The sequence below is a fragment of the Planktophila turicensis (SeqCode) genome (genome assembly GCF_965234405.1).
Lineage (GTDB): Bacteria > Actinomycetota > Actinomycetes > Nanopelagicales > Nanopelagicaceae > Planktophila > Planktophila turicensis.
Map to the genome: position 1 here is coordinate 1,264,292 of NZ_OZ248346.1, position 22,468 is coordinate 1,286,759.

Here is a 22,468-nt window from a genome sequence, read left to right on the forward strand (position 1 = left end):
ATTAATTTCCTCCGGCTAGAGCGGCTTTAACGAGAGATGAAACGAGTGATCCATCTGCCTTTCCTGCAATCTGTGGCTTGATAGCGCCCATGACCTTGCCCATATCGGCTGGTCCTGCAGCACCGGTTGATGCAACTGCTGCAGCAATGAGTGCCTTGATGTCATCTTCTGAAAGTTGTGCAGGTAAATACTTAGCGATTACTTCGCCTTCAGCTTTCTCTTCAGCTGCCTTTTCTTCGCGGCCTGCCTTAGCAAACTCTTCCGCTGCTTCGCGACGCTTCTTCGCTTCTCGTGAGAGCACAGTGATGATTTCCTCATCAGTTAGAACGCGTGCTTCTTTCCCTGAAACCTCTTCATTGGTGATTGCAGTCAGAACCATGCGGATAGTGCCTGATACAACTTTGTCACTGCTGCGAATTGCTTCGGTGAGGTCGCTCTTAAGTGTCTCTTTTAAGGTCATGTGCTCATCTTCTCACAGCCCTGTATCTTGTTGCACATGAGCTACGTACTCCGCGAGGCCGAGATGCCTATCTTGCCTCCTGGCCACGACGATATCCGCGTCCTGCACTTCTCCGACCTGCACTTAACTCCTGCACGTAAGAAAGAGATTGCAGATATCAAGTCATTTATTTCACTGAAGCCTGATCTTGTAATCAGTACTGGTGATTTCTTGGCACACAAGAACGCAGTGCCTGTGGCACTCGATGCACTTGATGCGCTGCTTGATATCCCTGGACTCTTTGTCTTCGGCTCTAATGATTACTACGAACCTGTTCCAAAGAATCCTTTGAAGTACTTGCTACCCAATCATGGAAAGCGAGTTCATGGTCCTGAACTTCCGTGGCAAGAACTTGATGCAGGGCTACAAGCCCGTGGTTGGAAGAACCTCAATACCTCTCGCACGACAATCACAATAAATAAGACTGTGATTGAAGCTCGTGGAACCGACGATGCTCACCTTGAATTTGATGATTACTCACTTGTTGCCGGCGAAGCCGGAAAGTGTCACGTAGCAATTGGTGTAACTCACGCGCCTTACTTACGAATTATTGAAGGCATGAAGAACGATAATCTCGATGCAATCTTTGCTGGCCACACACATGGCGGACAAGTTCGACTTCCATGGCCCGGTGGATCAAAGGCGCTCACAACTAATTGCGACCTACCGAATTGGCGTGCGCGCGGATTAACCGTTGTAAAAGGTGAACCGCTCTTAAACGTTTCAGCAGGAATGGGAACAGGACCGTTCTCACGAATTAGAGTTGCCAGCCCACCAGAAGTTTCTCTGGTGACGCTTACTGCAGCTTTTTAACTTACTTCTTCAACGCCTCAATATCGGCATCAACCATAAGTTCTGCAAGCTCTTTCCAATGAGTCTTTGCCTTCCAATTCAAAGCTTTTTCAGCCTTTGATGGATCGCCGATAAGTGCATCAACTTCTGTAGGGCGGATGTACTTTTTATCTGTCTCAACATGGTCTTGCCAGTTAAGTCCTGCACGAGAAAACGCTGCTTCGGCAAAGTCTTTTACTGTCGCACCAACGCCGGTCGCAACCACGTAATCAGATGGCTTATCTTGCTGAAGCATCAGCCACATTGATTCGACATACTCTTTTGCATATCCCCAGTCGCGAACTGCATCAAGGTTTCCAAGGAATAGCTTGTCCTGCTTGCCTGCCTTGATGGCAGCCACTGCACGTGTGATCTTGCGAGTAACGAAAGTTTCACCGCGGCGTGGAGATTCGTGGTTGAACAAAATTCCGTTTGTGGCATGAAGGCCATAGCCGTCGCGGTAGTTAACGGTGCACCAGTACGCCATCAACTTTGCAGCTGCATATGGTGACTGTGGGCGAAAGACTGAAGTTTCATTCTGCGGTGGTGGAGTTGAACCAAAGAGTTCTGATGTTGATGCTTGATAGAAACGAATATCAAGATCTGCAGAACGGATTGCTTCAAGAAGACCAACAGCTCCAACAGCATCTACTTGACCTGTGTATTGAGGCATTGTGAATGAAACCTGAACGTGTGATTGAGCACCGAGGTTGTAGACCTCTGTTGGCTTGATTTCGCGGATGAGGTTGGTAAGTCCAACTCCGTCAATAAGGTCGCCATAGTGCAAGAAAAGCTTTGGATTCTTATCGTGTGGATCCTGGTAGATGTGATCGATACGAGAAGTATTAAATGTTGAGGAACGACGGATCAGGCCGTGTACTTCATATCCCTTTGCGAGCAAGAACTCTGCAAGGTATGAACCATCTTGACCTGTAACACCAGTAATTAGTGCAACTTTTCTACTCATCGTCTCGCTACTCCCTTTGCAGATGCATCTCTATACCAAGCGATAGTTGATGCAATTCCATCACTTAAAGAAATCTTCGGTGCCCAACCTAGCGACTTAGCCTTCGAAACATCAAGAACTTTGCGTGGAGTCCCATCAGGTTTTGATGAATCCCATGCAATTTCGCCCTCAAAGCCTGCTAATTCAGCGACAAGTTCGGCAAGTGCCTTAATTGTCAGATCTTCACCTGTTCCAATATTGATGTGATCAGATGAGTTGTAATTCGAACCAAGGTGAACAACGGCAGCAGCGAGATCATCGACGTGAAGGAACTCGCGCTTTGGTGAACCTGTCCCCCACAAAGTTTCAGTTGCAACTTTCTTTTCAGCTGCCTCAACAAAGCGACGGATAAATGCAGGCAAAACATGTGAACCTTGAAGTTCAAAGTTGTCATTAGGGCCATAGAGATTTGTTGGCATCAAGGAAATCCATGTGCGGCCATACTCTTTACGGAAAGATTTAATGAGTTCGATGCCGGCAATCTTTGCAATTGCATAGGCAGAGTTGGTCTCTTCAAGAGGGCCAGTCAGTAAATACTCTTCTTTAATTGGCTGAGCGCAATCACGAGGATAAATGCAGCTTGAACCCAAGAAGATGAACTTTTCTACATCGGCAGCATGAGCAGCTTCCATGAGATTGCTCTGGATGCGCACATTGTCTGAAAGGAACTCGACCGGAAATGCGTTATTGGCGCCGATTCCGCCGACCTTGGCAGCCGCATCTACAACAAGCGATGGCTTGGTCTTCTTGAGATATGCCGTAGTGGCATCGCGATCAAGGAGATCGACGACAGAGCGGTTGAGTGCAATGACCTCTGCGCCAGTTGCCTGATAGGCCCGCACGATTGCAGAGCCCGCAAGACCAGTTCCGCCCGCGACAACGATTGTCATGGGTGCAGTCTAGTTGCGGTTAGCGTGTGAATTCGACAGCGAGAAGCTCTGCGATTTGCGCAGTATTTAACGCTGCACCCTTACGCAAATTATCTCCACATACAAAGAGATCGAGTGACATTGGGTCATCGATGCTCTTACGTACTCGCCCAACCCATGTTGGGTCAGTGCCGACTACATCTGCAGGTGTTGGGAACTTGTGATTTTCAGGGTCATCAACCAACTTCACGCCCGCTGCGTTCTGCAAGATATTTTGCGCAGCTTTACGTGATGGTTCCTTTGCAAATGTTGCATGCACAGTCAATGAGTGAGTTGTAATAACTGGAACGCGGACGCATGTTGCTGAAACCTTGAGGTTTGGGAGTCCAAGAATTTTTCTCGATTCGTTGCGAACCTTGAGCTCTTCAGATGAGTAACCATCTTCTTTGAGTGACCCCGCCCATGGGACAACGTTCATCGCAAGTGGCGCTGGGAAAGGTCCGTTGTCCTTAACAACGTTGCGGAGATCTCCGGCAACATCGCCAACAACTTTGCCAGCGACCGCATCTATCTGGGCACGAAGAGTGTCTATGCCTGCTTGTCCTGCACCTGATGCTGCTTGGTAGGAAGAGACAACAAGTTCTTTGAGTTCGTATTCTCGGTGAAGTGCGCCCATTGCAACAATCATGGAAAGTGTTGTGCAGTTTGGATTCGAGATAATTCCGCGAGGACGATTCTTTACATCCTGAGGGTTTACTTCTGGAACAACTAGCGGAACGTCAGCATCCATACGGAAGGCGCCAGAGTTATCGACAACAACAGCGCCGCGTGACGCAGCAACTGGTGCCCACTCTGCTGAAATTTCATCTGGCACATCGAACATTGCAACGTCGATGCCATCAAATGCCTCGGGTGAAAGTGAAACGACGGTGAGTTCTTCACCGCGGCACATCAACTTCTTACCTGCACTTCGCGCAGATGCAATCAAACGGATTTCGCCCCATACATCGGGACGTTCAGACAAGATGCCGAGCATCACTGTGCCAACGGCACCTGTTGCACCTACAACTGCGAGAGATGGCTTCTGTGTCATCGACCTGTTCCTCCGTATACGACTGCCTCGTTCTGATCTGAATCAAGGCCGAAAGCTGTATGTGCTGCTTGTGCTGCGCGCTCGAGATCGCCCTCGCGGACAATGACAGAGATGCGAATTTCTGATGTTGAAATCATTTCAATATTCACACCGGCTTCAGCCATTGCTGCAAAGAAGGTAGCTGTCACACCTGGATGCGAACGCATTCCTGCTCCAACGAGAGAGAGCTTTCCGATGGTGTCGTCATATTGAATTGATGCAAAGCCAACTTCACCTTGGATCTTCTTGAGAACAGTTGTCGCTTCAGCGCCATCTGCCTTCGGCAAAGTGAATGAGATATCAGTAAGACCTGTTGCTGCTGCAGATACGTTCTGCACAATCATGTCGATGTTGAGGTCGTTATCAGCAAGCGCTTGGAAGATGCGCGCAGCAACACCTGTGCGGTCAGGTACACCGACGATAGTTACCTTCGCCTCTGACTTATCGTGTGCGACTCCAGCGATGATTGCTTGCTCCATGGTGCCTCCTTCTGGGTGGTTCTCAACTACCCATGTTCCTTCTAGTGGTGAAAAAGATGAACGGACGTGAATCGGTAACTTGAATCGTCGCGCATATTCGACGCAACGTAAGTGAAGAACTTTTGCACCCGCTGCTGCGAGTTCGAGCATCTCTTCATAAGTAACAGTCTTTAATTTGCGAGCTGCAGGAATTGCACGTGGATCTGCAGAGAAGATTCCATCGACATCTGTATAGATTTCGCAGACATCAGCTTCGAGTGCGGCAGCGAGCGCCACTGCAGTTGTATCGGAACCGCCGCGACCAAGAGTTGTAATGTCATTTGTATCTTGCGAAATTCCTTGGAAGCCAGCAACGATTGCAATTGATCCTGAATCGATAGCTTCGCGAATGCGACCAGGTGTGACATCAATGATGCGCGCCTTGCCGTGAGTTGAATCTGTAATTACTCCAGCTTGTGAACCAGTAAAGGAAAGTGCTTCGAATCCAAGATTGTTGATTGCAATTGCAAGAAGAGCCATAGAAATTCGCTCGCCCGCTGTTAACAACATATCGAGTTCGCGCCCTGGTGGAATCGGGCTGACTTGATTGGCGAGATCGATCAATTCATCGGTGGTGTCGCCCATGGCGCTGACCACTACGACGACCTGATTGCCCGCCTTCTTTGTAGCAACGATGCGTGCAGCAACGCGCTTGAGCCCCTCGGCATCAGCAACTGAGGAACCACCAAACTTCTGAACAATGAGACCCATGGCTTAATAGTGAAGCACTCTGAATACTCGCGCTACCCGATTAAGGGAAATTCTTAATATATGAGACGGCTTACCGCCCACATAATGAGACTAAAGGTTGGTTCGACCTTCGAATGCCCGTCCGAGCGTAACTTCATCGGCATATTCAAGATCTCCGCCTACAGGAAGTCCTGATGCAAGTCGCGAAACGTTGATGCCCATCGGCTTAATCAAGCGAGCCAAGTAGGTCGCAGTAGCTTCGCCCTCAAGGTTTGGATCAGTCGCCAAGATGATTTCAGTAATCGCTGAATCTGCAAGGCGCTGCATTAATTCGCGAATGCGAAGCTGGTCAGGACCGATTCCGTCGATAGGGCTGATTGCTCCACCGAGCACGTGATACTTCCCGCGGAATTCACGAGTGCGCTCGATTGCAATGACATCTTTACTCTCTTCAACAACACAAATCTTCGTGCCATCACGTCGTGGGTCGCGACAGATGCGACATTCAGTTTCTTCAGAGACATTGCCGCATTGAGTGCAGAACTTCACGCGTTCCTTAACGGTGCGAACTGCCTCAACAAGGTTAGCTGCGATTTCAGAATCTGATTGCAGAATATGGAACGCAATTCGTTGCGCGGACTTCGGTCCGATTCCAGGCAGGCGACCTAAAGCATCAATCAGATCTTGAATCGCGCCTTCATACATTCCGGTTGACATTAGTCGTGGTTCGTTTCGCTAATGACTGTTGCACCGAGTTCGGCTGCAAGCAGCGCTGCACCAGAAAGCTGTGTTGGATCTGTTGGCGCTTCTGATGTGCGAACAGCGCGTGCTTCGGGAGTTGAGGTTGTATCGATACTTGGATCGACAGTCACTTCAATCTTGCGATCGAGTCCAACGACTTCGATAAATGCTTGGCGCAGAATTTCATCTGATTCACTTCGAACAAATGAATCACGCGCGCCTGCGTTGACGATTCCGATCGTAATGATTTTCTCGTCGACGCCCAGAATCTGTGCACTCGCTGAAAGTAGTGACCACGTTAGGCGACGGCGCTTCTTTACATTCTCAATCACGTCAGGCCACAAACGACGAAGCCCTGCGACGTCGATACTGTCTATCTTCTTCGGCGACGCCGTCTGAGGTGTCTCGGAAGCTTGGCTCGCAGAGCTGGTTGCTTCGCGCCCAACCTCTGCTCCACCAACTTCCTTCGACTTCTTTGCGGCTAGCGGTTCTTCTCTCTTTGCCTCTGCTGTAGCCGGGCTTACGTAATCAGCTGGATCAACCGACTTCGTAGGCGTTGATTCTGATTGCGAAGAGGGTTGGCTAAGGAGACTATGTGAGCGAAGCGAGTTAGTCGACGTGCCAGACCCTTGAGCAATATTCTCCACGCGCTCGAGGCGTTCGATGCGGGCGAGCATGCCGGATTCTGAGGAGTCGCCGATTGGAAGAAGGATGCGGCCGCAGATGAGTTCGAGAATCAAACGGGGAGCTGTTGCGCCGCGCATTTGGGTTAGGCCTTCGGCTGCAATATCTGCTGCACGTGAAAGTGAAGCTTGTCCGATGTTCTGTGCCTGAACGCGCATGCGTTCGAGTTGATCATCAGGAAGTTCGCGCAAGATGCTGTTGGCATTGGTTGCTTCAAGTGCGTCAACAATCATCAAGTCGCGAAGTCGTTCGAGTAAATCTTGTGTGAAGCGACGTGGGTCATGTCCAGATTCAATAACGCGGTCAACTGTTTTAAATAACGTTGCACCATCTCGCGCAGAGATTGCATCCATCGCATCATCGAGAAGAGCACCATCAGTGAATCCAAGTAGTTGAATAGCGATTTCGTAGCTAACACCATCTTTTCCTGCACCAGCAAGAAGCTGACCAAGAACAGAGAGTGCATCACGCACTGATCCGCCAGATGCACGAACCACAAGTGGAATAACGCCCTTAGCGACTTTAACGCCTTCAGCTTCGCAAACCTTTTCGAGATGCGTTGCAAGGGTGCCAGGTGGAACTAAACGGAATGGGTAGTGGTGTGTACGAGAACGAATTGTTGAAATCAACTTCTCTGGTTCTGTTGTAGCAAAGATAAAAATGACGTGCGCAGGTGGTTCTTCAACAACTTTGAGTAGCGCGTTTGCAGCGCCCGGCCCAAGTTGGTGAGCCTCATCGATAATGTAAATCTTGTACTTGCTATTTACTGGTGCGAAGAATGCTTTATCGCGAAGATCGCGCGCATCATCAACTAATCCGTGTGTAGCCGCATCGAGTTCGATGACATCGATAGAACCTGGACCATTTGCAACGAGATCTTTACAAGATTGGCACTCACCACATGGAGTAGGAGTTGGGCCTTTTTCGCAGTTAAGTGAACGCGCCATGATGCGAGCGCTTGATGTCTTGCCGCAACCGCGTGGGCCGCTAAAGAGATATGCGTGATGTGTTTTGCCTGATTCAAGCGCGTTAGATAAAGGAACAGTGACATGTTCTTGCCCGATGACATCTGCAAATACAGAGGGGCGATACTTTCGATATAACGCTAACGACATCTTTATCTACTCTCGTTAAGGCCGCGATTCAATTCACTTCTAATTGACCGAGACTTACTTATTCACTTCTTTACTAGCTTTCTAGGGACCTCCGGTGCACCCGCCAGAGCGTACCTACCCTTGCTGTATTCCTACCCTGGGGGAGTTCAGCACGATGACGTCGCACCGGAGATCTGCTCCAATCCTACGTGTCAGGGCAGACTTCGAGCACCGCTACCCTTGGGGCGTTGAGGCTCGCGCCTTAGCGCTGGAGGATTCGCATAGCGGCCGAGTGCGCACGCTTGGAAAGCGTGTATAGGGAAACCTATCGAGGGTTCAAATCCCTCATCCTCCGCCAGATTTACTAGTAATGCGCTGGCGGTGCCGCTGGGGTTAAAGCAGGTCGGTTACCTTGTGGGATATTCAAGTAGTCATACCACTCCGTGTAGAAATCTTCACGCGAAATCCCGAATGCGGTTTTAAATGAGGCGGTCCAATCATTAGAAGTTCCATAAATAGAAACAAATTTAAAGAGTGCGTGAAAACCACCGTGTCTTGCCGCTAATAGTTCAACTGCGTAAAAGTTTTGGCTCGATATGCAGCTGTTGCCCCAATTTCTATCTTTCGATTCGAAATCCTGAAGAGTCTTAGTGCAGAGTTTTTTTGGAAAACTATCAATCATGTTCGAGGTAGCGAGATAGTCAAAGTAATTCTTCTTTTCATCATTTGAATCTGAAATCGCAAGCGCTGCGAACAGTTGAACAAAGCCTTCACGAATCCATGCAGGAATTTGATCCTTGACCCCATTATATGGAACAGAACCATACTGAGCCTGAAGTTCATACATAGTCGCTACATCATGAGCAACTAAGTAATCGACGATCTTTGCTTGGGAGGGAGTCAATAACTTATCTACAAACTTCTCCCCTTGTGGTGCATTCACCACAAAATATCCGAATCCCAATTGAATATGTCCACAATAGATTCCCAAAGGCTGTTCGGGAACTGATCCACCGCACGCGATTGGTTTTCCTGTTGCCGAAAGCCACTCTTCAGTATCGCCCAATACTGAAATAGGATCTTGGAGCAATTTATATCCGTTTCCTACAAACGTGGCTATCAGGACATCCGAATGCTTACTCGCACTAGTCCATTTTGAATCGTATCCTGGCTGAACAATCATTTTGATTGGAGTGAAAGTTGAAGCACTCTTTCTACGCCACTCACTCCATAAAGCCTCTACCTGCGAAATTACCTTCTCATGACCACTTAATTCTTTTGAAGATTCGGGCTTCACTGGGCTAGGCGTTGCTTTAGCTGGAACTAAGAATCCTTTATCCCATTGCAGTTTCTTGCCAAGTTTGACGCAGGTAAATTTCTTTCCAGAGAAAATTGATGTCTGTCCAGCTTTAGTACAAGAAGCACCAGCTTTTGTGGCGGCGACGGCTAAGTCAGAGAAGAAAAAGGTAGACGTAACTGACAGAGCTATTGAAAGAATCAATTTTCTTCTGCTGCTGGATTTCATCTCTACAGGGTAGAACTAAGTTGCCTTTATAACTAGGCATTCTCTCCAGTATTTAGCTTCTTAAGATTTTCTAAATCTCAACGCCGATGTACTTGGTCTGCAAGAACTCGTGAACCCCATCGAAGCCACCTTCGCGACCAAGACCTGATTGCTTGACGCCACCGAATGGCGCTGCAGGATCTGAGAGAAGTCCGCGGTTGATACCAACCATGCCAGCTTCAATTCCTTCAGCGAAACGGATTGCGCGCTTCAAATCTTCTGAATAGACATAACTAATAAGTCCGAATTCGGTGTCATTGGCCATTGCGAGAGCTTCTTCATCTGTATCGAAGAGAACTACAGGAGCCACGGGCCCGAAAACTTCATTAGCAAGGATTTCATCATCCTTTGAAACTTCAAGAACTGTTGCTGGATAGAAAGCGCCAGTGCCTTCAGGAGTGGATCCACCGAGGTGAACTTTTGCGCCTCCTGCCTTCGATGCATCGACTAGTTCGGCAATCTTGTTACGTTCCTTCATAGAAACGCTTGCGCCAAGTTGTGTTCCAGCTTCGCGGCCAACGCCCATTTTCAGAGCAGCCATTGCCTTCGCGAATTCTGCGATGAACTTATCGCCGATAGAACGTGCAACATAGATGCGGTTTGCAGCGGTGCATGCAGCACCACCGTTGCGCATCTTTGCCATCATTAAACCCTTAACTGCCTCTTCAATATTGGCATCATCGAGAACAACAAACGGCGCATTTCCGCCGAGCTCCATTGAGCATCGGATTACTTGATCAGCAGCTTCCTTAAGAAGAATCTTTCCAACAAGCGTTGAACCAGTGAATGAAAGATTCTTAACTCGTGGATCGTGAAGCACCTTGCTAATTGCAGGACCTGTCTGTGCAGGAAGGATCACGTTGAGAACTCCCTTTGGAAGTCCGCATCGTTCAAGGATGTCGACGATGGCGAGCGCAGTCAGCGGTGTTTCACCTGCTGGCTTTAAAATCATTGTGCAACCAGCTGCAACTGCTGGACCAATCTTGCGAGTCGCCATACCTGCAGGGAAGTTCCAAGGAGTAATAAGGAGTGAGACACCAATTGGTTGGTGAGTTACGAGAATGCGCTTATCTCCAGATGGTGCCATACGGAAATCACCAGAGATGCGAACAGTCTCTTCAGCAAACCAACGGAAGAATTCTGCGGCGTAATTAACTTCAGCCTTTGCATCCGGTAGCGCCTTACCGTTCTCCTTCGAGATGAGTTCAGCTAAGTAATCAGCTTCTGCAATCATCATTTCAAATGCTTTGCGCAAGATTTCACTGCGAACGCGAGGAGCGGTCTTTGCCCATGAGGCTGCGGCGCGGTCAGCGGCATCAACGGCTGCGAGGTTCTGTTCATCGCTAGAAGTAGCAACTTTGGCGATAACTGAGCCATCGCTGGGATCGATAACGTCTAAAGTCCCGCTTCCATCGACCCATTGGCCATCTATATATAACTGTGTGCGCATAAGATAAGCATACTTACGAGAATTCAATGGGTCACCTAAAATGGTTACCTGCGTAGGCGTGATGCATTAATTGCAACGCCAAAGGGAGTAGTTGTGGCTAAGTCTTGGACTGATGATGCACCCCAGCCTGTAGCACTTCAGGATCACGCACATGTGAAAGATCCGTTCTCGTACAAGGTAAAGCGCTTCTTCCTTGGCGGCGCATTGAACCGCCACTCACTTGGACACCAACGCCTCAGCAAGCGATACGCGCTCGGAATTCTTTCATCTGACTGTATTTCATCTTCGGCTTACGGTTCTGAACAGATTCTCATTGCACTCTTGCCAGCATTCGGTCTTGCTGCATTCGCAATCTTGATGCCGATGACTGCAGTTGTATTAGCAATTCTTGTTCTCATTACTCTGTCTTACCGAAATGTCATCGAGGTCTATACAAAGACTGGTGGCGCATACATTGTTTCGCGCGATAACTTCGGGCCTGTTGTTGCCCAAATTGCAGCTGTTGCATTGATGCTCGATTACATCGTTACTCTGGCGATTCAATCTGCGGCCGGTGTTGCAGCAATTATTTCAACATTCCCTTCTCTTGAGCCGTTCAAGATGCCGATGATCTTTGCTGTCATCATTTTGTTGACCTACGGAAATCTACGTGGCGTTAAAGAAGCAGGAAAGGCATTTGCGTTCCCTACTTACTTCTTCGTCGGTTGCATGTTTATTGTCTTCGGAATGGGTCTCTATCGCCTAGCCAATGGCACCCTCCCAGTTCTTGATACAGATCTTCCTGGCGCTGTTCCACTTGGACAAGAGCAGGGTCTTCTTACATTTGCTGCAATCTTTATTCTCTTGCGCGCATTCGCTAACGGTGGATCTTCTCTCACGGGCTTGGAAGCAATCTCAGATGGCGTTGCTCTCTTTAAGACTCCAGAGCATGTAAATGCAAAGCGCACCTTGGTCGTCATGAGTACCTTGCTTGGAACTCTTGTTCTTGGCGTCTCTTACTTCGCGCACCATATTCATGCGATGCCATATGAATCAGGCGTCCCAACTGTTATTTCACAGATTGCAAAGGCTGCTGTTGGAACCGGTGCATTCGGTTCCTTTATGTTCATCATGGTTCAGCTCGCAACAATGCTTATTCTCTTTGCTGGCGCAAACACCACCTACAGCGCATTCCCATTGCTCGTTAACTTCGTTGCTACCGATGGCTACCTGCCACGTCAGCTAACAAAGCGTGGTCACCGACTAGCTTTCTCAAACGGAATTCTTCTTCTCGCATTCGGCGGAGCGTTGCTGGTAGCAATCACAGCAGGTTCTGTTGAGCACTTGGTCGCCTTCTATGCGCTCGGTGTATTTACAGGATTTACTCTTGCTGGCTTTGGAATGACGCGTTACTACTTGCGAACAAAGCCTTCCCAGTGGAGAGTCAAAGTGTTCATCAATGCTCTCGCTGGTTCTGTCTCTTTCGCAATCGTCATTATCTTCTCGGTTGTTAAATTTACTGAAGGTGCATGGTTAGTTCTTGTTACTGCGCCAATCATGGTTGTTACATTCCTTCGACTTCGCCGCCAGTATTCACGTGAACAAGAAGCGCTTTCAGTGAAGACTTCGCAAGAGAGAGCAACTTCGATGGCTCGTCACGATGTCACTATCTTCGTAGATAGCGTTGATATCGCAACGGTTGGCGCAGTTCGCTACGCACGCAGCTTGAAGCCACATAAAATCAAGGCCGTTCACTTTGTTATCGATGATCGCCGCGCTGAAGAAATTCAAGAAGCGTGGGCAAAATCAGATGCTCTCGAAGATGTGCAGCTCGATCTCATCGACTGTCCAGATCGCCGTATTGCAAACTCTGCCCTCGATTACGCAATTCGTAAGACAGAGAAGCCAGATATCGAATTAACTATTCTTCTGCCACGTCGTTCTTACTCACGCGTCTTAGGTCGCTTGCTTCACGATCAAACAGCTGAAGAAATTGCTGCACCGATTTCACAGCTAGAACGTGTAGTTGCAACCATCGTTCCGTTCGACGTGAACCGAATTACTTCAGGCAAGAAGTTCATTGTTTCCAAGGAGAGCCCAGTTGCAGCGACAGCGCTTGCTCCTGAAAAGACAAAGCCTGCACAGGTTGCGCCACAAGTATTTGCACCTATTACTCACTACGCAGAAGATGTGACACCAATCGGCAAGATCGAATGGCGTAAGCGCTCAAAGGTTCATGGCCGAGTTACCTCAATTTCAACTGCTCCACGTGGTTCTGCACCAATGCTTCAAGTAGAAGTGTGGGATGAAACAGGTGGAATCACTCTTAACTTCCTTGGTCGCCGAGAAATTGCGGGCCTTGAAGTAGGTATGGAACTTCGCGCTGAAGGCATGGTCGGTGAAGAAGATGGTCAATTAACTATCTTGAACCCATCGTACGAACTACTTATCTGAGAAGAACTCTTTCAGTAAAGCAGCGCACTCTTTTTCGAGCACTCCCGCGGTCACCTCAACCTTAAAGATTGATCGAGGATCTCGAAGAACATCCCATACAGAACCTACGGCCCCTGCCTTTTCATCCCATGCACCAAAGACCAGGTGAGAAATTCGTGATTGTGCAATTGCACCTGCACACATGGCGCATGGTTCGAGTGTCACGATGAGCGTGCACCCATCAAGACGAGAATTCTGAAGTCGCGCAGCCGCGTTACGAATTGCCACTACTTCAGCGTGTGCAGTTGGATCGTTATTGGCTTCGCGCTCGTTGAAACCTTTGCCGATAACAACGCCATCCTTATTTATGACTATTGCTCCGACGGGTACATCACCTGTTGCAAAAGCTGATTTCGCGATGGCAATTGCTTGCTGCATCAGCTCTTCAGAATTGTGAGTGGAAATTTCTAGGACTCCAATAGCTCAGTTAAAGCGTCACCAAATCCTAAACGATTTGCAATAGCTTCAATCTGTTCGTCAGGAAATAAATCAGCATCATCACAAAGAGTTGAAAGCTCCATGCTGTGCATACCTAAGTCAGAGAAAATATCGAGATCCCCTGCTGGAAGTGGTTCGTCATCTTCTTCAGGTTGATCAAGATCTGCAAGTTCAAGAAATTCTGCTGCAACTTCATAATCAATTGCGCATGTAACGTCGCTGATAAAAAATTTAACGTGAGTTCCGAGAACTCGAATCGCAAGGAAGAATTCGTCATCAATTGCAATCAGTGCAACTGCGCCACCATTGGTCTGCTGCTTCTTAAGTCGGTCAACGATGTGAGTTAGGTCATCAGGATCAGGCAAGGACGCAATAGACCAGCGGCCGTCTTCATGCCACGCCTCGATTGCGAAGTCCTCGGTTTGCTCTGACACATCTCCCATATTGGCACTCATTGAAGTGGAAAGAAAGCCCTGTAAGGTAGATGACATGAAAGTCCACGTTGCAAATCACCCATTGATTTCTCACAAACTCACAGTTTTACGTGATGAAAGAACAGATTCTCCAACGTTTCGACTTCTTGTCGAAGAGCTCGTGACACTCCTTGCTTACGAAGCGACTCGCGAAGTTCGCACCAAGACAGTAACGATTAAAACTCCTGTTACTGAAACAACTGGGCTCAAAATGGCTGAGCCTCGCCCAGTAGTTGTTCCAATCTTGCGTGCAGGACTTGGAATGCTCGAAGGAATGGTGAAACTTCTTCCAACAGCTCAAGTTGGATTCCTTGGAATGGTTCGTGATGAAGAAACTTTGAAGGCGACAACTTATGCAAATCGCCTTCCTGAAGATCTATCAGGACGCCAATGCTTCATTCTCGATCCAATGCTTGCGACCGGCGGAACTCTTGTCATGGCAATCGATTACTTGATCGAACGCGGTGCGAATGAAATTACCGCAATTTGTCTTCTCGCTGCCCCTGAAGGAATTAAAGTTCTAGAGGACCAGTTCAAAGATTCAGGTGTGCCAATTACTTTGGTGACTGGTTCACTCGATGAGAAGCTCAACGAAAAGGGTTACATCGTTCCAGGACTCGGCGATGCCGGCGATCGACTTTACGGAGTTGTGTAAATGGCATCAACGTCACCCGGATACGGAATCACAATCCGTGTCGAAGGAGCACCTGAACTTCATCCAGTAGCTCTCATTACAACGACTATTACCAATGCCGGGGCGACAATCACAGCGCTCGACGTGGTTGAATCACTTCTCGATAAGGTCGTGGTTGACGTTACCTGTGACACCGTCGACGCGGATCACGCACAAGAGCTTCACAATGCGCTCTCAGCGCATCAAGGTCTCACTGTTCGCAAGGTAAGTGACCGTACCTTCTTGCTTCACCTAGGCGGCAAAATTGAGGTCAACTCAAAGGTTCCATTAAAAACTCGCGATGATTTATCACGCGCTTACACACCAGGCGTTGCTCGTATTTCTCAGGCAATCGTTGATGACCCTTCAGATGTCCGTCGCCTGACCATGAAGCGCAATACCGTCGCTGTGGTTACCGATGGATCAGCAGTTCTGGGCTTAGGAAATATCGGCCCTGCCGCAGCGCTACCTGTGATGGAAGGTAAAGCTGCCCTCTTTAAGCGCTTTGCCAATGTTGATGCGTGGCCTGTCTGTCTTGATACACAAGATGTCGATGAGATTGTCCGCACCGTTCAATTGATTGCTCCTGTTTATGGCGGAATCAACTTAGAAGATATCTCTGCACCTCGTTGTTTTGAAGTCGAACGTCGCCTTCGTGAACTTTTGGATATTCCGGTTTTCCACGATGACCAGCACGGAACAGCAATTGTTGTCTCTGCAGCTCTTCGCAATGCACTGAAACTTGTGAAGAAAGATATTTCAAAGGTAAAGATCATCATGAGTGGCGCAGGTGCTGCTGGCACTGCAATTGCACGTCTCTTGGTTCTTTCAGGTGCAACCAACATCATCGCCTTCGATAAGGATGGCGTGATCTCTAAAGATTCACAATCAGAAGATTCAATGCGCGATTGGTTTATTGAAAACTCTAATAAAGCTAACTTCAAGGGTTCAATCCACGAGGCCATGGCGGGTGCCGATATCTTCATCGGCGTCAGCGCCCCTAACGTTCTTAATGAGGCAGATGTCGCCTCAATGGCTGAAGGTTCAATTGTCTTTGCTCTGGCCAATCCAGATCCTGAAATTGATCCAGCTATCGCGCGTAAATATGCAGCAGTTGTTGCGACAGGCCGCAGCGATCATCCAAACCAAATCAATAATGTTTTGGCATTTCCTGGAATCTTCCGTGGTCTTCTTGATGCACAGGCACACAAGATCACCGATAAGTTGCTCGTTGCAGCAGCCGAAGCGATTGCAGATTGCGTGAGCCCTTCACAGCTCAACACTTCATTTATCGTTCCAAGTGTCTTCGATCCTAATGTGGTCACACAAGTCGCAGCTGCAGTGAAAAAGTCGGTGTAATGAATTTTTCTCCACTTGAACTTGCTGCGTCTTTTGACGAGCAGTTCACAGCCCTTGCTCCATTTATCTTCTATGTAATCATCGGGGCAATAGTCTTTGTCGAAACCGGCCTTCTCTTTGGCTTCTTCCTACCTGGTGATTCAGTCCTATTTAGCGCTGGTTTAGTGGCTGCTACAAAGAGCGATATCAATATCGCCATCCTTGTAGTTGTGATTCTCGCTGCTGCGTTCTTTGGAGACCAGATTGGCTTTGTATTAGGCCGCGTTATCGGGCGCCCTTATTTAGATAAACGAAAGTCGCCGTATGTGCAAAAGATGATTGCAAACTCTGAGCGCTTTTACGAGCAGACCGGATGGTGGGCTGTCGTTGCTGCTCGCTTCTTCCCTTGGATTCGTACCTTTGTCCCACCTATCGCAGGTGCCTCAAAGATGAATTACTACAAGTTCCTATCTGCAAATGCCTTGGGCGCGATCTTGTGGGGCGCTGGAATTACTCTGGCTGGTTATTACGCAGCTTCAATTCCTTGGGTAAAGAATTTTTCTTACGGAATTGCTGCCTTCTTTATTACTGCGTCAATCGTTTCCGCGATTGTGAATTATTCACGCCGCCAACGATAACGCCCAAGTAAGTCATAGCAATTCCAACAACTAGATAGATCGAAATCTGAACTCCATCTGTCGGTGAAAAAATGTCAATCAGCAACGACCCAACTAATTGGCCTCCAACGCTAAAGAGCGTAAATGTTAAAACGCCAAGGTGTTGAACAATCATCGATGCCATCGCAATATAGATAACTCCGAGCACTCCGCCGGTGTACATCCACCAAGGACCCGCTGGAAGCGGTACGACTTTGCTAGAACCAAAAATTAAGGTTGCTGCAAGGAAGATGACTAAAAACGTTGTTCCCATTGTGAAATTTAGAAATGAAGTGGCATAACTTTGATGTGAATGCTCATTAATCTTTCCATTGAGCGATCGCTGAACACCAACGAGCGCACCCGCTAGACAGCCCAGCAAGACAGCAACGATGGAAACATCGTGGGCATCAAGACGATCAAAGACAGAGACAAAGACTGCGAAGACGGTAAAGGCTGCAGCAGCAATACGTCGCGGAGTGATGTGCTTCTTTCCGCCACCAGTTAAGCCGATGCGATCGACCACAAGAGATGCTGCGGTCTGACCTGCGATTGAAGCCACAGAGTAAATAGCGACGCCTATTAGGGGCACGATATGGGTTTGAACCGCTACAAAACTGCCGCCCAGCATTCCGGCAAAGAGCGTCCAGGCGGGTAGCTCCTTGCGAACTACCGATGTTCGAATATTTCGAACGCCTTCTTTAATAGAAGAGCTAAAGATTGCAACAATCGCGATGATGGCTAAGCCTGAACCAAATGAGACCAGCGCCGCTTCAATGCCATTTCCTAAGCGATGTGAGAGCTCACCATTTGCGCGCGCTTGGAAAGAAATCATCACAGCAGTAAGCGCTGCTAGAACATCGAGGCGCTGCGTCTTCTTCGACATCTTCAAATCCTATTAACTTTCGAGGGCCAGAGTTATCTCTAGCCACTCTTCTTCTCGTATTGCGAGCTCGGTCTGTACCTTCTCGACCTCTGCAGCAATCTCAATCAATCTTTCGGGGTTGAAGCTTTCAGCCTCTTGCTCTTTCAAAAGTTCGGCTAATCGTTCCTTGCCCTTAGCCACTTGGCGCTCTACGCGAGTGAGGTCTTTCTTCAACTGACGTTGTTCAGCCGCACTTGAAGTCGAAGAAGATTTACTTCCACTGGATGCAGACGCGGTGATCGATGCTGCTCGCTGTTCAAGATATTGATCGACTCCTCGAGGTAAATCACGGAGCGCCTTATCGCCGAGCAAGCCCCAGAAACGATCACAGACTCTTTCAAGGAAATATCTATCGTGGGAAATCACAATCAAAACTCCGCCATAACTATCGAGCAGGTCTTCGAGTTCAGTAAGCGTTTCAATATCAAAATCGTTTGTCGGTTCATCGAGCAGTAACACGTTAGGTGAATCCATCAGCAAGCGGGTTAATTGCAGACGTCGACGTTCTCCCCCTGAAAGGTTTCCAACAGGAGTCCACTGTGCATCGCGATCAAAACCAAGTCGTTCGCAGAGTTGTGAAGCAGAAAGCGTCTTTCCTTTACCGATTTCGACATGCGTTGCGACTTTCTCAACTGCCTCAAGGAGGCGCCATGTTGGGTCTAGTTCATCGAGATGCTGCGTAAGGAAAGCTATTTTCACTGTTATTCCAGTGACTAGCTTTCCTGCAGCTGGTTGTAACTGGCCAGCCAAAGTGCGCATCAAGGTTGTCTTTCCTGCGCCGTTGATTCCAACGATTCCGATGCGGTCTCCTGGACCGATATTCCATGTCAGATTATCAATCAACTCTTTATCGCCAGCTTTAATCAGCGCGTGATGGAGTTCAAAGACTGTGTTGCCAAGGCGGTTAAGAGCGAATTTCAACAACTCAGTTGAGTCACGGGGCGCTGGTTCTGCAGAAATCAATTCGTTAGCAGCATCTACGCGAAACTTTGGCTTTGTTGTTCGCGCAGGAGCTCCACGACGAAGCCAAGCAAGTTCTTTACGAATCAAGTTGTTGCGACGTGCATCCATCGCATTTGCTTGGCGTGCACGTTCTGCCTTTGCTAATACGAAGGCTGAGTATCCACCGTCATACTCTTCAACTTTTCCAAGAACTACTTCCCAAGTGCGGTCAGTTACTTCATCGAGGAACCAACGATCGTGAGTAACAACCAGAACGGCTAAATCTCTGCGGTTCTTCAGGTGTGCGGCTAACCATGCCACGCCTTCCACATCAAGGTGGTTGGTTGGTTCATCAAGCAGAATTAAATCCAAATCATCAATAAGCAACTTTGCTAAACCAACGCGACGTTTTTCTCCACCTGAAAGGGATGCGAATGTTCGTTCGAAGATGTGGTCATCAAAGCTGCCAAATAGCCCAGTAAAGATTTCGCGAATTCGTGGATCGCTCGCCCAGTCATGTTTTTCGCGATTACCAAGAACTACATCGCCCACAGTTGATTGAGGGGCAGCACTATCTATCTGCGAAAGAATTCCAATGCGCGCTGAATTTGATTTTGTGACGCGACCTTCATCAGGGTCTTCAACGCCCGCAATGATTTTCATCAGAGTCGATTTTCCGGCGCCGTTACGGCCAACAATTCCGATGCGATCGCCTTCAGAGACTCCGAGGGATACCTTCTCTAGAAGTGGGCGAATATCAAAGGCTTTAGAGACCTCTTCGATATTCACAACATTGCGCGCCACGGTAGGAGAGCGTACCTTTGAACTATGAAGGTCACTGACCGCGCATATGCGTTAGAGCTCGATAAGAACGATCCGCTTGCTTCGTATCGGAGCAAATTTGTTATTACCGACCCCAATCTCTGTTATCTCGATGGAAATTCACTCGGTCGCCTCCCCCATGCAACCGTTAAGGCAGTCAGCGACTTTGTATCCCACGAATGGGGTAATGAGGTCGTTACCGGTTGGAGCCACTGGATTGATGAGGCTCAGGTAGCCGGCGATCTCTTGGGTCGTGCCTCACTTGGCGCAGCAGCGGGTCAAGTTCTTGTCTGCGATACAACATCGGTGAACTTTTATCAGCTCTGCCTCGCAGCAATTAATGCTCGCCCTGGTCGTAAGACAATCATTACCGATGCGGCAAACTTTCCGACAGATAGATACATCCTCGATGGAATCGCAAAGCAACTTGGTCTCAATCTCGTCATTATCGATAACGAAGATCCAGCGATTGCAGAGAACGAACGCATCACTGCAGAACTTCTTGAAAAATACATGTCGGAAGATGTTGCTCTCGTAACTTTTGAAGTAATTCAATACCGCTCAGGTGCTCGAACAGATATCCAATCAGTCACTGATTTGGCTCGTTCTTATGGCGCTTATGTTGTCTGGGATGCCAGCCACGCGACAGGTGCAATCGAGATGAACTTCGATGAATGCGGTGTTGATCTCGCCGTTGGGTGTACATATAAATATGGAAATGCCGGTCCTGGTTCACCTGCTTGGTTATATGTAAATAAGCGCGTACAGAAGGAGCTACAAGTTCCTATCCAAGGTTGGTTTGGAAATGAAGATCAATTTGGAATGGGTCCTCACTTTGAAAAGGCAGAAGGCATCCGCGGATTCCAGATTGCTAGCCCATCAATTATTGGTATTCGTGGCGTGCAAATTGCCTTCGAAATGATTGAAGAAGCTGGCATTGATGTCATTGCCTCAAAGGCAGCAATTGGCACTCAGATGATGATTGATCTCTTTGATGAATGGCTTGCACCTCTTGGCTACACACTTCTAACTTCTCGTAATCCAAAAGAGCGTGGTGGCCATATATCTATCGGACATCCAGATGCCGCAAAGATATGTGTAGCACTTCGTAAATTCGCAAACGTAATTCCTGATTACCGCACGCCTAATGCGATTCGCTTAGCGATCGCTCCATTGCCAACGTCTTACGTTGAAGTCTGGGATGGTTTCCAGCGCATTCGCGATCTGACTGAAACTCGTCAATATGAAAAGGTTGAAGGATCGGATTCACGAGTCACATGAGCGAAAACTACGATTCAGCCCTTACCTACACCTCTTATCTAGCAGTAGATGACTTACTGAAGTTACAGAAGCCGCTTTCAGATGGTCCAGAACATGATGAGATGCTCTTCATCATCATCCACCAGACCTACGAACTCTGGTTCAAGCAACTGATTCATGAATTTCAGCAAGCTCAGCGCGCATTAGAAGATGGCAATACGCATTATGCGCTTTCAATTCTTGGGCGTATTCGCACCATCATGAAAGTCTGTGTGGCACAGGTAGATATTCTCGAGACGATGACGCCGCTGCAATTCAACGCTTTCCGCGGTTACTTATCATCATCAAGTGGTTTTCAATCTTCACAATTTAGAAAAGTTGAAGCAATTCTTGGTCGTCGCGATAGCCGCATGGCTGGCCACTTGCCGCCAGATATGCAGGCAGAGATTGCAGAAATTACTTCTCGTAACTCGATTTGGGATTCTTTCTTGGATTACCTAACTAAACGTGGCTATTCGCTGCCAGTTGATGTAACTGGCCGCGATAAATCAATCGCCTACGTTTCAAATCCAGCGGTACAAGATGTTCTGCTTACTGTTCATCAAAGTGATCCAGAGAGTGCGATGGTCTCTGAGCGCCTGGTAGATATCGATGAAGGTATTCAAGAATGGCGCTATCGCCATGTAAAGATGGTTGAGCGCACGATTGGCCACAAGATGGGCACAGGCGGATCAAGCGGTGTTGATTACTTAGCGAGCACTCTCTTTAACCCAGTCTTTAAAGATCTCTGGGAGATTCGTTCTCGCTTCTAAGCAGGCAGTCCTTTTACGACAATCTCGTTAAGAGGCAGACGCTGACGTGGTGCGAGTTCGCGCTCGAGCAGTGGACCGCTTAACTTCTCTGGCGAATCTTGTGTACCCACAGCAATGGCTACAACGGGGATTAGCTCTGGTGCGATGGAAAGTTCTTCTTGCGCAATTGCCTTATCGAAGCCAGTCATCTGGTGGGCAATAAGTCCGCGATGGTGAGTCTCGACAACGAGTTGTGAAACGGCCAATCCGCAATCAAATTGGTAATCAGCATGAATTGAGCCATCGTTCTTCGTTGTTTTACCTGCGACCAGAATTAAAGCGGAAGCGTTCTTTGCCCAGCTCTTATTGAAATCACCAAGAGAAGTAAGAATCTGTCCAAACACTTCATCGCCGCGCTTACCAACAAAGAAGCGCCAAGGCTGACCGTTAAATGCTGATGGTGCCCAACGTGCAGCTTCGAGGATGGCGGTTAAATCTTCATTCTTAATAACAGCTGCTTCATTAAATGATCGAGGGCTGCGACGAGTTGCGATGATTTCGTGAACGGGGACTGAGGTCTCTGCTTTCATTTGATGACCT

The 22,468-nt window shown here is 48.2% G+C and carries 21 protein-coding genes, 1 tRNA gene and 1 other RNA gene; 8 read left to right on the forward strand and 15 right to left on the reverse strand.

Annotation, left to right across the window (positions count from 1 at the left end; genetic code table 11):
- Nucleotide 1: 1 nt before the first annotated feature.
- Nucleotides 2-460 (reverse strand): GatB/YqeY domain-containing protein, encoded by a 459-nt coding sequence (locus AC8GFK_RS06610; protein WP_095674057.1) that lies wholly within the window; start codon nucleotides 458-460, stop codon nucleotides 2-4.
- Between the two features lie 30 nt (nucleotides 461-490).
- Between AC8GFK_RS06610 and AC8GFK_RS06615 the strand changes: the two genes are divergently transcribed.
- Nucleotides 491-1,312 carry a metallophosphoesterase gene (locus AC8GFK_RS06615; protein ID WP_506625792.1) on the forward strand — a complete coding sequence of 274 codons (822 nt, stop codon included), beginning with the start codon at nucleotides 491-493 and terminating at the stop codon, nucleotides 1,310-1,312.
- 1 nt (nucleotide 1,313) lies between these two features.
- Here AC8GFK_RS06615 and gmd read toward each other — a convergent pair whose 3' ends face one another.
- The 7 genes from gmd to ffs form a co-directional block, all read right to left on the reverse strand.
- Entirely contained in the window at nucleotides 1,314-2,297 is a 984-nt protein-coding gene (gmd, locus tag AC8GFK_RS06620) for a GDP-mannose 4,6-dehydratase (RefSeq protein WP_506625113.1), read from the reverse strand.
- Complete coding sequence (locus tag AC8GFK_RS06625) at nucleotides 2,294-3,226, reverse strand: GDP-L-fucose synthase family protein (RefSeq protein ID WP_506625114.1); 933 nt, start codon at nucleotides 3,224-3,226, stop codon at nucleotides 2,294-2,296. Before AC8GFK_RS06625 ends, gmd begins: the two co-directional genes overlap by 4 nt.
- 19 nt (nucleotides 3,227-3,245) lie before the next feature.
- The gene (locus AC8GFK_RS06630) at nucleotides 3,246-4,298 is read right to left on the reverse strand and encodes an aspartate-semialdehyde dehydrogenase (RefSeq protein WP_506625115.1); all 1,053 of its coding nucleotides are present in this window, start codon (nucleotides 4,296-4,298) and stop codon (nucleotides 3,246-3,248) included.
- Complete coding sequence (locus AC8GFK_RS06635) at nucleotides 4,295-5,566, reverse strand: aspartate kinase (RefSeq protein ID WP_506625116.1); 1,272 nt, start codon at nucleotides 5,564-5,566, stop codon at nucleotides 4,295-4,297. Before AC8GFK_RS06635 ends, AC8GFK_RS06630 begins: the two co-directional genes overlap by 4 nt.
- Before the next feature lie 90 nt (nucleotides 5,567-5,656).
- Nucleotides 5,657-6,250 (reverse strand): recombination mediator RecR, encoded by a 594-nt coding sequence (recR, locus tag AC8GFK_RS06640; protein ID WP_506625793.1) that lies wholly within the window; start codon nucleotides 6,248-6,250, stop codon nucleotides 5,657-5,659.
- An 11-nt stretch (nucleotides 6,251-6,261) separates the two neighbouring features.
- On the reverse strand, nucleotides 6,262-8,085 hold the full coding sequence (locus tag AC8GFK_RS06645) for a DNA polymerase III subunit gamma and tau (RefSeq protein WP_506625117.1): 1,824 nt from the start codon (nucleotides 8,083-8,085) through the stop codon (nucleotides 6,262-6,264).
- Nucleotides 8,086-8,165: 80 nt separating this feature from the next.
- Nucleotides 8,166-8,262: signal recognition particle sRNA small type (gene ffs, locus AC8GFK_RS06650), an RNA gene on the reverse strand.
- Between the two features lie 72 nt (nucleotides 8,263-8,334).
- Between ffs and AC8GFK_RS06655 the strand changes: the two genes are divergently transcribed.
- Nucleotides 8,335-8,422: transfer RNA gene (locus tag AC8GFK_RS06655), tRNA-Ser, on the forward strand.
- A gap of 6 nt (nucleotides 8,423-8,428) precedes the next feature.
- On the opposite strand, the gene AC8GFK_RS06660 is transcribed toward AC8GFK_RS06655, so the two are convergent.
- Together AC8GFK_RS06660 and AC8GFK_RS06665 are read right to left on the reverse strand one after the other, a co-directional pair.
- Nucleotides 8,429-9,589: a hypothetical protein gene (locus tag AC8GFK_RS06660; protein ID WP_506625118.1), complete on the reverse strand. Its 1,161-nt coding sequence runs from the start codon at nucleotides 9,587-9,589 to the stop codon at nucleotides 8,429-8,431.
- A 70-nt stretch (nucleotides 9,590-9,659) separates the two neighbouring features.
- Nucleotides 9,660-11,078, reverse strand: a complete 1,419-nt coding sequence (locus tag AC8GFK_RS06665; RefSeq protein ID WP_506625119.1) for an NAD-dependent succinate-semialdehyde dehydrogenase — start codon at nucleotides 11,076-11,078, stop codon at nucleotides 9,660-9,662.
- A gap of 93 nt (nucleotides 11,079-11,171) precedes the next feature.
- Between AC8GFK_RS06665 and AC8GFK_RS06670 the strand changes: the two genes are divergently transcribed.
- Nucleotides 11,172-13,511, forward strand: a complete 2,340-nt coding sequence (locus AC8GFK_RS06670) for an amino acid permease (protein ID WP_506625120.1) — start codon at nucleotides 11,172-11,174, stop codon at nucleotides 13,509-13,511.
- On the opposite strand, the gene tadA is transcribed toward AC8GFK_RS06670, so the two are convergent.
- Both tadA and AC8GFK_RS06680 read right to left on the reverse strand, forming a co-directional pair.
- A complete protein-coding gene (gene tadA, locus AC8GFK_RS06675; RefSeq protein ID WP_506625794.1) occupies nucleotides 13,500-13,955 on the reverse strand; it encodes a tRNA adenosine(34) deaminase TadA in 456 nt (151 codons plus the stop codon). The genes AC8GFK_RS06670 and tadA overlap by 12 nt on opposite strands.
- Nucleotides 13,956-13,957: 2 nt before the next feature.
- A complete protein-coding gene (locus tag AC8GFK_RS06680; protein WP_506625795.1) occupies nucleotides 13,958-14,431 on the reverse strand; it encodes a tRNA adenosine deaminase-associated protein in 474 nt (157 codons plus the stop codon).
- Between the two features lie 46 nt (nucleotides 14,432-14,477).
- On the opposite strand from AC8GFK_RS06680, the gene upp reads away from it, so the two are divergent.
- The 3 genes from upp to AC8GFK_RS06695 are packed head-to-tail and all read left to right on the forward strand — an operon-like array spanning nucleotide 14,478 to nucleotide 17,110.
- The gene (upp, locus tag AC8GFK_RS06685; protein ID WP_506625121.1) at nucleotides 14,478-15,116 is read left to right on the forward strand and encodes a uracil phosphoribosyltransferase; all 639 of its coding nucleotides are present in this window, start codon (nucleotides 14,478-14,480) and stop codon (nucleotides 15,114-15,116) included.
- Nucleotides 15,117-16,493, forward strand: coding sequence for an NAD(P)-dependent malic enzyme (locus AC8GFK_RS06690; RefSeq protein WP_506625122.1), 1,377 nt, complete (start codon nucleotides 15,117-15,119; stop codon nucleotides 16,491-16,493).
- Nucleotides 16,493-17,110 carry a DedA family protein gene (locus tag AC8GFK_RS06695; RefSeq protein WP_506625123.1) on the forward strand — a complete coding sequence of 206 codons (618 nt, stop codon included), beginning with the start codon at nucleotides 16,493-16,495 and terminating at the stop codon, nucleotides 17,108-17,110. Before AC8GFK_RS06690 ends, AC8GFK_RS06695 begins: the two co-directional genes overlap by 1 nt.
- Here the strand turns inward: AC8GFK_RS06695 and AC8GFK_RS06700 are convergent.
- Complete coding sequence (locus AC8GFK_RS06700) at nucleotides 17,058-18,014, reverse strand: DMT family transporter (RefSeq protein ID WP_095674073.1); 957 nt, start codon at nucleotides 18,012-18,014, stop codon at nucleotides 17,058-17,060. The two genes, AC8GFK_RS06695 and AC8GFK_RS06700, sit on opposite strands and share 53 nt — an antisense overlap.
- A 12-nt stretch (nucleotides 18,015-18,026) precedes the next feature.
- Nucleotides 18,027-19,799, reverse strand: coding sequence for an ABC-F family ATP-binding cassette domain-containing protein (locus AC8GFK_RS06705; protein ID WP_506625124.1), 1,773 nt, complete (start codon nucleotides 19,797-19,799; stop codon nucleotides 18,027-18,029).
- 24 nt (nucleotides 19,800-19,823) lie between these two features.
- On the opposite strand from AC8GFK_RS06705, the gene AC8GFK_RS06710 reads away from it, so the two are divergent.
- A complete protein-coding gene (locus AC8GFK_RS06710) occupies nucleotides 19,824-21,098 on the forward strand; it encodes a kynureninase (RefSeq protein WP_095674075.1) in 1,275 nt (424 codons plus the stop codon).
- Nucleotides 21,095-21,889 (forward strand): tryptophan 2,3-dioxygenase, encoded by a 795-nt coding sequence (locus AC8GFK_RS06715; protein ID WP_506625125.1) that lies wholly within the window; start codon nucleotides 21,095-21,097, stop codon nucleotides 21,887-21,889. Before AC8GFK_RS06710 ends, AC8GFK_RS06715 begins: the two co-directional genes overlap by 4 nt.
- Here AC8GFK_RS06715 and AC8GFK_RS06720 read toward each other — a convergent pair.
- Complete coding sequence (locus tag AC8GFK_RS06720) at nucleotides 21,886-22,458, reverse strand: nitroreductase family protein (protein WP_506625126.1); 573 nt, start codon at nucleotides 22,456-22,458, stop codon at nucleotides 21,886-21,888. The genes AC8GFK_RS06715 and AC8GFK_RS06720 overlap by 4 nt on opposite strands.
- Nucleotides 22,459-22,468: the final 10 nt, after the last annotated feature.

Bases quoted from the DNA above. Each gene is read 5' to 3' on its own strand.
- upp (WP_506625121.1), top strand. From the start codon at position 14,478: ATGAAAGTCCACGTTGCAAATCACCCATTGATTTCTCACAAACTCACA.
- AC8GFK_RS06715 (WP_506625125.1), top strand. From the start codon at position 21,095: ATGAGCGAAAACTACGATTCAGCCCTTACCTACACCTCTTATCTAGCA.
- gmd (WP_506625113.1), bottom strand. From the start codon at position 2,297: ATGAGTAGAAAAGTTGCACTAATTACTGGTGTTACAGGTCAAGATGGT.
- AC8GFK_RS06630 (WP_506625115.1), bottom strand. From the start codon at position 4,298: ATGACACAGAAGCCATCTCTCGCAGTTGTAGGTGCAACAGGTGCCGTT.
- AC8GFK_RS06695 (WP_506625123.1), top strand. From the start codon at position 16,493: ATGAATTTTTCTCCACTTGAACTTGCTGCGTCTTTTGACGAGCAGTTC.
- AC8GFK_RS06625 (WP_506625114.1), bottom strand. From the start codon at position 3,226: ATGACAATCGTTGTCGCGGGCGGAACTGGTCTTGCGGGCTCTGCAATC.
- AC8GFK_RS06635 (WP_506625116.1), bottom strand. From the start codon at position 5,566: ATGGGTCTCATTGTTCAGAAGTTTGGTGGTTCCTCAGTTGCTGATGCC.
- AC8GFK_RS06660 (WP_506625118.1), bottom strand. From the start codon at position 9,589: ATGAAATCCAGCAGCAGAAGAAAATTGATTCTTTCAATAGCTCTGTCA.
- AC8GFK_RS06700 (WP_095674073.1), bottom strand. From the start codon at position 18,014: ATGTCGAAGAAGACGCAGCGCCTCGATGTTCTAGCAGCGCTTACTGCT.
- AC8GFK_RS06645 (WP_506625117.1), bottom strand. From the start codon at position 8,085: ATGTCGTTAGCGTTATATCGAAAGTATCGCCCCTCTGTATTTGCAGAT.
- recR (WP_506625793.1), bottom strand. From the start codon at position 6,250: ATGTATGAAGGCGCGATTCAAGATCTGATTGATGCTTTAGGTCGCCTG.
- AC8GFK_RS06720 (WP_506625126.1), bottom strand. From the start codon at position 22,458: ATGAAAGCAGAGACCTCAGTCCCCGTTCACGAAATCATCGCAACTCGT.
- AC8GFK_RS06690 (WP_506625122.1), top strand. From the start codon at position 15,117: ATGGCATCAACGTCACCCGGATACGGAATCACAATCCGTGTCGAAGGA.
- AC8GFK_RS06680 (WP_506625795.1), bottom strand. From the start codon at position 14,431: ATGGGAGATGTGTCAGAGCAAACCGAGGACTTCGCAATCGAGGCGTGG.
- AC8GFK_RS06610 (WP_095674057.1), bottom strand. From the start codon at position 460: ATGACCTTAAAAGAGACACTTAAGAGCGACCTCACCGAAGCAATTCGC.
- AC8GFK_RS06710 (WP_095674075.1), top strand. From the start codon at position 19,824: ATGAAGGTCACTGACCGCGCATATGCGTTAGAGCTCGATAAGAACGAT.
- AC8GFK_RS06665 (WP_506625119.1), bottom strand. From the start codon at position 11,078: ATGCGCACACAGTTATATATAGATGGCCAATGGGTCGATGGAAGCGGG.